10 protein-coding genes are annotated in these 9,968 nt (G+C 71.4%); 3 read left to right on the top strand and 7 right to left on the bottom strand.

Features of this window, described 5'->3' with window-relative positions; translation table 11 throughout:
* From ACVNF4_RS26705 to ACVNF4_RS26695, 3 genes are all read left to right on the top strand, one after another.
* Window positions 1-939, top strand: a 939-nt coding sequence (locus tag ACVNF4_RS26705) for an Lhr family helicase (protein WP_461805425.1), incomplete at its 5' end; no start/stop codon positions are given.
* Window positions 940-996: 57 nt separating this feature from the next.
* Window positions 997-1,779 (top strand): Fpg/Nei family DNA glycosylase, encoded by a 783-nt coding sequence (locus tag ACVNF4_RS26700; RefSeq protein WP_461805424.1) that lies wholly within the window; start codon window positions 997-999, stop codon window positions 1,777-1,779.
* Window positions 1,780-1,811: 32 nt separating this feature from the next.
* On the top strand, window positions 1,812-2,579 hold the full coding sequence (locus tag ACVNF4_RS26695) for an SDR family NAD(P)-dependent oxidoreductase (protein ID WP_461805423.1): 768 nt from the start codon (window positions 1,812-1,814) through the stop codon (window positions 2,577-2,579).
* A gap of 313 nt (window positions 2,580-2,892) precedes the next feature.
* Here ACVNF4_RS26695 and ACVNF4_RS26690 read toward each other — a convergent pair whose 3' ends face one another.
* From ACVNF4_RS26690 to ACVNF4_RS26660, 7 genes are all read right to left on the bottom strand, one after another.
* Entirely contained in the window at window positions 2,893-3,363 is a 471-nt protein-coding gene (locus ACVNF4_RS26690; RefSeq protein ID WP_461805422.1) for a Dps family protein, read from the bottom strand.
* A 150-nt stretch (window positions 3,364-3,513) separates the two neighbouring features.
* A complete protein-coding gene (locus ACVNF4_RS26685) occupies window positions 3,514-3,888 on the bottom strand; it encodes a helix-turn-helix domain-containing protein (protein WP_461805421.1) in 375 nt (124 codons plus the stop codon).
* 109 nt (window positions 3,889-3,997) lie between these two features.
* Complete coding sequence (locus ACVNF4_RS26680) at window positions 3,998-4,543, bottom strand: CinA family protein (RefSeq protein WP_461805420.1); 546 nt, start codon at window positions 4,541-4,543, stop codon at window positions 3,998-4,000.
* A complete protein-coding gene (gene pgsA / locus ACVNF4_RS26675; RefSeq protein ID WP_461805419.1) occupies window positions 4,540-5,529 on the bottom strand; it encodes a CDP-diacylglycerol--glycerol-3-phosphate 3-phosphatidyltransferase in 990 nt (329 codons plus the stop codon). The genes ACVNF4_RS26680 and pgsA overlap by 4 nt, the downstream gene beginning before the upstream one ends.
* Entirely contained in the window at window positions 5,526-6,998 is a 1,473-nt protein-coding gene (rimO, locus tag ACVNF4_RS26670; RefSeq protein ID WP_461805418.1) for a 30S ribosomal protein S12 methylthiotransferase RimO, read from the bottom strand. Before rimO ends, pgsA begins: the two co-directional genes overlap by 4 nt.
* Before the next feature lie 74 nt (window positions 6,999-7,072).
* Complete coding sequence (locus tag ACVNF4_RS26665; protein WP_461805417.1) at window positions 7,073-7,918, bottom strand: helix-turn-helix domain-containing protein; 846 nt, start codon at window positions 7,916-7,918, stop codon at window positions 7,073-7,075.
* A gap of 270 nt (window positions 7,919-8,188) precedes the next feature.
* Window positions 8,189-9,968: DNA translocase FtsK (locus tag ACVNF4_RS26660; RefSeq protein ID WP_461805416.1), on the bottom strand; the 1,780-nt coding region annotated here is incomplete at its 5' end.

Raw genomic sequence — 9,968 nt, 5'->3', positions numbered from 1 at the left:
ACCGTCCGCGCCCACGCCCTGGCCCGCACCCTCCTCGACCGGCACGGCGTCGTGACCCGGGGCGCGGTCGCCGCCGAGGGCGTGGAGGGCGGTTTCTCGGCGGTGTACCGCGTGCTGTCCGCGTTCGAGGACAGCGGCCAGGCCCGCCGGGGGTACGTCGTGGAGGGCCTCGGCGCCGCCCAGTTCGCAATGGACGGCGCCGTCGACCGCCTGCGCGCGGTGGCGAACGCCCGCGACCGGGAGGAACCCCTCCCCGCCCCGGCGACGCCGGCCGACTACGGCTTCCCGGCGAGCGCCACGCGCGGCATCAGACCGACCCCGGAGGACTTCCCGACGGCCCCCGACACCGCGTACGGCCACCCGCCCCACCCCGACCACCTCACCCCGCCCGCACCCGGCACCGGCTTCCCCGACCTCGACTGGAGCACCCCGGCCCCCGCCGACAGCCTCGACTTCACCGACCCCGGCACCGGCGCCCCCCGAAACTCCCGGCGCCCCATCCCGCCCCCGCCGTACGCCCAAGGGCACCCTCACCGTCGTCCACAGCCCTCCCGGGCCGTCGTCCTCGCGGCGGCCGACCCGGCGAACGCGTACGGTGCGGCGCTCGGCTGGCCGGAGCCGCCCACCGGGGCGGGGCACAAGCCGGGGCGGAAGGCGGGTTCGCTGGTGGTGCTGGTCGGCGGGGAGCTGACGCTGTACATGGAGCGCGGCGGGAAGACACTCCTGGCCTGGCCGAGCGCGCCGGACGACGCCCCTGCGGACGATCCCCGGCTCCGCGAAGCGGCGGAGGCGCTCGCCGAGGCCGCCCGCGCGGGCACGCTCGGCACGGTCACCGTCGAGCGCGTCAACGGCGTCGAGGCCCTGACCTCCCCCTTCGGCCCCCTCCTGGAAGGAGCAGGTTTCATCGCGACCCCGCGCGGCCTGCGCCTGCGCGCATGACGAGGTCCCGCGCGGGGACCTCACCGTCTCCGGCCCCCGTACCCCCCGAAGGCCCCCATGCCCGAAGGTGACACCGTCTGGCAGACCGCCCGCCGTCTGCACACCGCCCTCGCGGGCACCCCCCTGACCCGCTCCGACCTCAGGGTCCCCCAGTACGCGACAGTCGACCTCACCGGCCGATCCGTCCTGGACGTCACCCCGCGCGGCAAGCACCTCCTCACCCGCATCGAGGGCGGCCTCACCCTCCACTCCCACCTGCGGATGGAGGGCGCCTGGCAGGTGTACGCGCACGGCCGGCGCTGGAGCGGCGGCCCCGGACACCAGATCAGGGCGATCCTGGGAACGGCGGACCGCACAGCCGTCGGCTACCGCCTGACGGTGCTGAACCTGATCCGGACGACGGAGGAGACCGGCCTCGTCGGCCATCTGGGCCCCGACCTGCTGGGCCCGGACTGGAACCCCGAACCGGCCCTCCGCAACCTCCTCGCGGACCCCGCGCGCCCCCTCGGCGAGGCCCTCCTCGACCAGCGCAACCTCGCCGGGATCGGCAACATCTACAAGAGCGAGCTCTGTTTCCTCACCGGCGCCACCCCCTGGCTCCCGATCGGCGCGCTTCCCGCCGACCGCGCGGCCAAACTCCCCGGCCTCGCCCATCGCCTCCTGACGGCGAACCGCGACCGCCCGGTCCGCACGACCACCGGCCGCCGGGGCCAGGACCTGTTCGTGTACGGCCGCGCGGGGCGCCCGTGCCTGCGCTGCGGCACCGTCGTCCGCCTCGCCGACCAGGACGACCGCCCGACCTACTGGTGCCCGAGCTGTCAGCAGGGCCCCACTTATTGACGGACCGTCAGATCTGTTCGTACGGTCCTTGAATGGCCGTGAAGGCGTACGACCTCACCGGGCGCACCGCGTTCGTCACCGGAGCCGCGAGCGGCATCGGCCGCGCCTGCGCCGTCCTGCTCGCGGAGGCGGGGGCGACCGTCCACGCGGCGGACCGGGACGCGCGGGGGCTGGCGGAGACGGCGGACCTCGCCGGCCGCGAAGCCGGCCAAGCCGTCCGGGTCCATCCCCTCGACGTCACCGACCGCGCCCAGTTGCGGCGGGCCCTCGCCTCCTGCGGGCGCCTCGACATCCTGGCCGCCGTCGCCGGGATCATGCACAGCAGCACGGTCCTGGAGACGCGCGACGAGGATTTCGACCGGGTGTGGGCCGTCAACTTCAAGGGCGTGCTGTACGCCTGCCAGGAGGCCGCCGGTCTGATGATCGGGCAGGGTTCGGGCGGCAGCATCGTCACGATGGCGTCCGGAGCCGTGGACACCGGGGGCGCCGGGCTGCTCTGCTACGGCGTCGCCAAAGCCGCCGTCGTCCAGCTGACGAAGACCCTCGCGACCGAGGTCGGCCCGCACGGCATCCGCGTCAACGCGGTCGCCCCGGGCTGGATCCGCACCCCGATGACCGACCGGCCCGACGCCACGGCCCAGTCCCGCGTGGAGGCGACCATGACCCGGCTCGCCCCACTGAAGCGGGTGGGTGAACCGGAGGACATCGCGCACGCCGTGCTGTATCTGGCGTCGGACGCGTCCGCGTTCGTCACGGGGCAGATCCTGCGGCCCAACGGGGGTGTGGCGATGCCTTGGTGAGCGCCGGTCCCGCCGAGCGCGAGCCATGACGCACACCTCACCGGCAATCTGATCCGATCATCGGACTTTCACCCGACACCTCACACTCCCCTTCACCCTCTCCGCCCCCTCGCCCTCGCACTCGCACTCACCCTCCCCCTCTCCACCCCCGCCCACGGCACACAGTGCACCGGCAACAGACTCAACCCCCACCCCCCAGCCACCACAGCCCCCTCCACCACCCCCGCGTCCGGCGCGACCGCGAGCCGCAGCACCCCCCACCACCACACACCCCCGAGCACAACCCGCGCTATCCACCCCACCGCCTGTCCCCCTACACGTTCTCCGCCTGGAACATCCAGTGATGCTTCTCCAGATCCGCCGTGATCCCGATGAAAATGTCCTGGCTCACCGGGTCCGCGTCACCGGTGACCGCCACACGTTCCCTCATACGAGTGATGACCGCACCCAACGCGGCGACCAGCGTCCCCACCGCGTCGGTGTCCTTCACCCACCCCTCGGCCACGCTCCCGATCCCGCTCCCGGCGGCGACGCTCGCCGCCCGCCCGTCCGGGGACACCCCCAGCGCCGAGGCCCGCTCGGCGACCGTGTCGGAGTGCAGCCGCGCGACGTCCACGACCTCGTCGAGCTGGAGATGGACGGACCGGAAGCGCGGCCCCACGACGTTCCAGTGGACCTGCTTGGCGACCAGCGAGAGGTCGATCAGGTCGACGAGGGCCCCTTGCAGGGCATCACCGACGGTCCTCAGGTCGGCGTCGGACAGCGGGCTCTTGACGACGTACATCCGTGAACCTCCGGTGCTCGGGGCAGGCCGTTCCACGATGCCCGCGCGCCGGGGACCCGGCAAACGGAGCACGGCCCCGGGACGCGCGGAAGCCCCGGCCGAGTACCGGCCGGGGCTTCCCTCAAACGTGCTTCCCGCACACAACCGCCCTCAGGCGGCGGCCACCGCCTCGGCGGGCGCCTTGATGGTCACCCGCTCCGGAGGCACACCGGTCACGGAAACGGAACCCAGCATCGGGCGCACCGGGGTCGGCACGGGCTGGCTGGGGGTGGCCGCAGCGGACTGGGCCAGCTCGGCGAGGGCGAGTTCGTCGCTCACTTCCCGCATGAGTTCGGACATCCGTACGTCCAGCGCGTCGCAGATGGCGGCGAGCAGTTCGGAAGACGCCTCCTTCTGCCCCCGCTCCACCTCGGAGAGATAGCCGAGCGAAACTCGGGCGGACGAGGAGACTTCGCGCAGAGTACGGCCCTGGCGCTGGCGCTGCCGACGCAGCACGTCACCCAGCAGGCGACGGAGCAGAATCATCGGTGGCTCCCTCCTCGGACCGCGTAGCCGCATCCTTCTCGCCCCACCGTACCGCCTAGCGCCGCGGCCGTGCGGGGAGCGATGTCGTGTTCACTCAGGGCTGCAAACATCAAAACCCCCCGTTCTGTTCCGTATCCTGTGCCCGCTCATTCCCGGTCTGTTCGCCCGCAAGCTCCTGAAGGAGCAGTGCGAGTACGCTCCGTACACTCTCTCTACGAATTTCCTCACGGCTGCCGTTCAACCGCAGGGCCTTCACTTTTCCGCCAGAGGCGGAACCGGAATCGGGGCCGAACGGCCCGTCGACCGCGACGAAGACGGTGCCCACGGGCCGGCCGTCCTGCGGATCGGGACCCGCCACACCGGTCGTCGCGATGCCCCAGTCGGCGCCGAGAGCCTTCCGCACGCCGGCCGCCATCTGGGCCGCGACCTGCGCGTCCACCGCTCCACGGGCGGCGAGCAGGGCCGCGTCGACCCCGAGCACCTCGCGCTTCAGGTCGGTCGCGTAGGCCGTGACCGAGCCGCGGAACGCCTTGGACGCGCCGGGGACCGCGGTGATCTCCGCCGCGACCAGGCCACCGGTCAGCGACTCTGCGACGGCCAGCACCTCACCCCTCACCGTCAGTAGTCGCACCACGTCAGTGGCCGTGGAACTCACGCTTCCGTCTCCTCCAGCGCCGCCTTGCGCTCGGCGATTCCCTGCCTGCGCAGCACAATGGCCTGTCTTACATAGTCGAGGCCCGTCGCGACCGTCAGGACGACCGCCACAGCCATCACCCAGAACCTCAGGGTGGCCAGCCACCCCGTCAGCGCCAGGACGTACATCCCGACGGCGACTCCCTGGGTGAGGGTCTTCATCTTCCCCCCGCGACTCGCGGGAATCACTCCGTACCTGATGACCCAGAAACGAAGCAGCGTCACACCGAGTTCCCGGCCGAGGATCACGATCGTCACCCACCACGGCAGATCGCCGAGCGCGGAGAGGCAGATCAGCGCCGCCCCCATGATCGCCTTGTCGGCGATGGGGTCGGCGATCTTCCCGAAGTCGGTGACGAGGTCGTAGGTCCGCGCGAGGTGTCCGTCGAAGATGTCGGTGATCATCGCGACGGCGAAGGCGGCCCAGGCGAGCGAGCGCCACGCCGGGTCGTACCCCCCGTCGGCCAGCATCAGCGCGACGAACCCGGGCACGAGGACGAGCCTCAGCATCGTCAGCAGATTGGCGATGTTCCAGACGCTCGCCTGGTTGACGGCGGCGGCAGCGATCTTCGCCCCGCGCGGCGAGCGCCCGGAGGCGCCGTCGACGTCTTCCCCGGCACCACCCGCTCCAACCGCTTCGGACGATGACGGCGCCCCGTCGGGAACCTCGATCCCGGAGGCGGCGCGCACCGCCTCGGCCTCGGTCCCACCGACAGGGGCACCAGACCCCGAGGAAACCCCCGCCCCCTCGGTGCCACCGCCCGCCGCGGAAAAACGCACCCCTTCGGGGGCCGAGGCGGCCGGGGCCGCCGGGGCGGAAGAGGCCGACGGCGACAACCCCGCCGGTCCGGCCACCCCCGCCGCTCCCCCAGACCCTCCGGAGCCCCGCGAAACCCGCCCCACGCCGCGCGAGGAGCCGCCCGCGGCCGACGCCGGAACACCCGTCATCTGCCTGTCTCCTCACTCCACCCGTTCGAGCGCTCCAGCGGCTCGGCCACGAGGTCGACGCCTTCCGTGCCGACCACCTTCGCCTCGACGATACGACCGACCTGGAGCCCCTCGCCGCTCGTGAGAAGCACCTGGCCGTCGGTCTCGGGCGCCTGGTGGGCCGCGCGGCCGTACACACCCTCCACCTCGTCGACCGACTCCACAAGGACCCGCACGCTCTCCCCGACGCGTTCCTCCGCGCGCTGGGAGACGAGTTCCTCGGCGAGCCGGGACACGCGCGCGAGGCGCTCGGCGACGACGTCCTCGGGGAGCTTGTTCTCGTACGTCGCGGCCTCGGTGCCGTCCTCGTCGGAGTAGCCGAAGACGCCGATGGCGTCCAGCCGGGCGCCGGTCAGGAAGCGCTCCAGCTCGGCGAGGTCGTGCTCGGACTCGCCGGGGAAGCCGACGATGAAGTTGGAGCGGACGCCCGCCTGCGGGGCCTTGCTCCGGATGGTGTCGAGCAGTTCGAGGAACCGGTCGGTGTCACCGAAGCGGCGCATCGCGCGCAGGACGTCCGGCGCGGAGTGCTGGAAGGAGAGGTCGAAGTAGGGGACGACCTTCGGCGTCGAGGTGAGGACGTCGATGAGACCAGGACGCATCTCGGCGGGCTGGAGGTAGCTGACCCGCACCCGCTCCAGGCCCTCGACCTCGGCCAGCTCCGGCAGCAGGGACTCCAGGAGGCGGATGTCGCCGAGGTCCTTGCCGTACGACGTGTTGTTCTCGGAGACCAGCATGATCTCCTTGACGCCCTGTTCGGCCAGCCAGCGCGTCTCGTTCAGGACGTCCGAGGGGCGGCGGGAGATGAAGGAGCCGCGGAAGGACGGGATGGCGCAGAAGGAGCAGCGCCGGTCGCAACCGGAGGCGAGCTTCACGGAGGCGACCGGGGAGCCGTCGAGCCGGCGCCGCAGGGGCGCGCGCGGGCCGGACGCGGGCGCGAGGCCCTCCGGGAGGTCCACCGGCGCGTGTCCCGGCAGGGCGACCCCGGCGGCCGACTCCTGCCGCTCGGCCGGGCTGATCGGCAGCAGCTTGCGCCGGTCGCGCGGGGTGTGCGAGGCGTGGATGCCGCCGTTCAGGATGGTCTGGAGACGGTCGGAGATGTCCGCGTAGTCGTCGAACCCGAGCACCCCGTCGGCCTCCGGCAGCGCCTCGGCCAGCTCCTTGCCGTACCGCTCGGCCATGCAGCCCACGGCCACGACGGCCTGCGTTCTGCCGTGCCCCTTGAGGTCGTTGGCCTCCAGCAGGGCATCCACGGAGTCCTTCTTCGCGGCCTCCACGAACCCACAGGTGTTGACCACTGCGACATCCGCGTCCTCCGCGGACTCCACGAGCTGCCAGCCGTCCGCCTCCAAACGGCCTGCGAGCTCCTCCGAGTCCACCTCGTTACGGGCGCAGCCAAGGGTGACCAGTGCGACGGTACGGCGTTCAGGCATGGGCTCAAGACTACTTTGTCCCACCGACATCGGACGCCGACGGGGTTGACCGAGATCATCACCCCCGCCGTCTCTTACCCGGCCTGCGGATCGCCCTTCGTGTACGTGAGCCGCTCCACAGCCCCCGCCTTGAAGTCGTTGTCCAGTTTCTTACCGTTCACCCACAGCTCGATGGACCCCGCGTCCCCGAGGACGAGGTTGATCTTGCTGTTGTCCTGGAAGGTCTTGGACTGCCCCTGCTTGAGGAGGTCGTCGAAGAGGAGCCGGCCGTTGTGGTCCTTGGCGGAGATCCAGCTGCGCCCGTGGGTGGCGCTGACGCGGACGGTGACCTTGTCCTGGGGCGCGGCGGCGATGGCGTCGTCGGACGGGGTGGGCCGGCCGTCGGCCGGGGGCTTCTCGCTCTTCGGGGTGGGTGGAGTGGTGGACACCGACGGGGAGGGCGACGCGCCGCCGGCGATCTGATCGGTCTTGTCGCTGTCACCGTCCCCCTTGAAGGCGGTGAAACCGACAAAACCGATCACCGCGACGATCGCGGCGACCATCGCGGCCGTCCAGTTCGGCCCCTTCCGCTCAGGGCGGATACGTTCCGCCTCGAAGAGCGGTGCGGCCGGGGTCGGCGCGGGGCGCCCGCCGTGCGAGGCGTCGAAACGGGTGATCAGCGGGGCGGGATCGGTATGGACGGCGCGCGCGATCGTACGGATGTGCCCGCGCGCGTAGACGTCGCCGCCGCAGGACGTGAAGTCGTCGGCCTCGATCGCGTGGACGATGGCGATGCGGATGCGGGTGGCGGTACTGACGTCGTCGACGGTCATACCGGCCTCGATACGCGCCTGCCGGAGCACATGGCCGATGGAGGGGGCTTCCTCGGAGGAGACGTCTGCGAAGGGACGCTCGTCTTCAGGGGAGTTGCCGATGGACACGGGGGCGCCTTTCGAGCGTGTAGCCGCCTGTGCTGGAAATACAGTTTAGGGGGGGTGCAAAAGGGTGGGGCAACCGGGCGGTCGGACTTTGTACGCCATCGGTATGGCCGGACAAGCCGACAGCGGGACGGACCGGGCCAGGGTGAGGCCCGTACCTGTCTCCCGCTCAACTGGACGTGCGACAAAGGGAAACGGTTGCCCGACGATCTCTAACGGGTGAGTCACGAAGATCGCGCGACCGGAAACCCCGTCAAACCCCCGCCCCCTGCCTCAGCTCCCGCCCCTGATGACGTCCAGCACCCCGTCCAGATCCTCCGGCTTCACCAGCACGTCCCGCGCCTTCGACCCCTCGCTCGGCCCCACGACCCCCCGGGACTCCATGAGGTCCATCAGCCGCCCGGCCTTCGCGAACCCCACCCGCAGCTTCCGCTGAAGCATCGAGGTCGACCCGAACTGCGTGGACACCACCAGCTCGGCCGCCTGGCACAGCAGATCCAGATCGTCCCCGATCTCCTCGTCGATCTCCTTCTTCTGCTTCGACCCCACCGTGACGTCGTCCCGGAAGACCGGCGCCATCTGGTCCTTGCAGTGCTGGACGACCGCCGCGACCTCGGCCTCGGTGACGAACGCCCCCTGCATACGGACCGGCTTGTTCGCCCCCATCGGCAGGAACAGCCCGTCACCCTTGCCGATCAGCTTCTCGGCGCCGGGCTGGTCGAGGATGACCCGCGAGTCGGCGAGCGAGGACGTCGCGAACGCGAGCCGGGAGGGCACATTGGCTTTGATCAGACCGGTGACGACGTCCACGGACGGCCGCTGCGTCGCGAGCACGAGATGGATGCCCGCCGCGCGCGCGAGCTGTGTGATGCGGACGATCGAGTCCTCGACGTCCCGGGGGGCGACCATCATCAGGTCGGCCAGCTCGTCGACGATCACCAGCAGGTACGGATACGGCTTGAGCTCCCGCTCGCTGCCCTCGGGCGTCTTGAGCTTGCCCTCGCGGATGGCCTGGTTGAAGTCGTCGATGTGCCGGTACCCGAACGCCGCGAGGTCGTCGTAGCGCAGGTCCATCTCGCGGACGACCCACTGGAGCGCCTCGGCCGCGCGCTTGGGGTTGGTGATGATCGGCGTGATCAGGTGCGGAATGCCCTCGTACGCGGTCAGCTCGACGCGCTTGGGGTCGACGAGCACCATCCGGACGTCCTCGGGGGTCGCCCGGCACATGATCGACGTGATCAGGCAGTTGATGCAGGACGACTTGCCGGACCCGGTGGCACCCGCGACGAGGATGTGCGGCATCTTCGCCATGTTCGCCATGACGTACCCGCCCTCGACGTCCTTGCCGAGCGCCACGAGCATCGGATGGTCGTCCTCGGCCGCGTCCGCGAGCCGCAGCACGTCCCCGACGTTGACCATCTCCCGGTCGGTGTTGGGGATCTCGATGCCGACGGCCGACTTCCCGGGGATCGGGCTGATGATCCGGACGTCGGGACTGGCGACGGCGTACGCGATGTTCTTGGTCAGCGCGGTGATCCGCTCGACCTTGACGGCCGGCCCCAGCTCGACCTCGTAGCGGGTGACCGTCGGCCCGCGGGTGAAGCCGGTGACGGCGGCGTCGACCTTGAACTCGGTGAAGACGTTCGTCAGGGACGCGACGACGAGGTCGTTGGCGGCGCTGCGCGCCTTGCCGGGGCCGCCGCGTTCCAGGAGGTCCAGGGAGGGCAGCGAGTAGGTGATGTCCCCGGAGAGCTGGAGCTGCTCCGCGCGCGGGGGCAGGTCGCGCATCTCGTCCGGCGCGGCCTTGGTGAGGTCCGGCACTATCCCCGGCTTGAGCTTCTCCTGCTTCGCAGGCCTGGCCCCCGGGACGGGAGTCGGCCGCGTCGGCTCGCGGTCACCGACGCTGACGCCCTGCGTGAGGTCGGCGACGAGCGGGGAGGGCGGCATGCCGTGCAGGACGGCGCCGTCGAGGTCCGCGGCGGCGGCTGCCGCGATGTCCACGGCGTCCGGCTGACGGTCCCCGGCGGGCTGGGGCACCCCGGAGCGCCTCGGC

The sequence above is a fragment of the Streptomyces sp. S6 genome (genome assembly GCF_054880855.1).
Note: the sequence above shows the minus strand (reverse complement) of the source record. Positions and strands in the feature narration are given on the sequence as shown.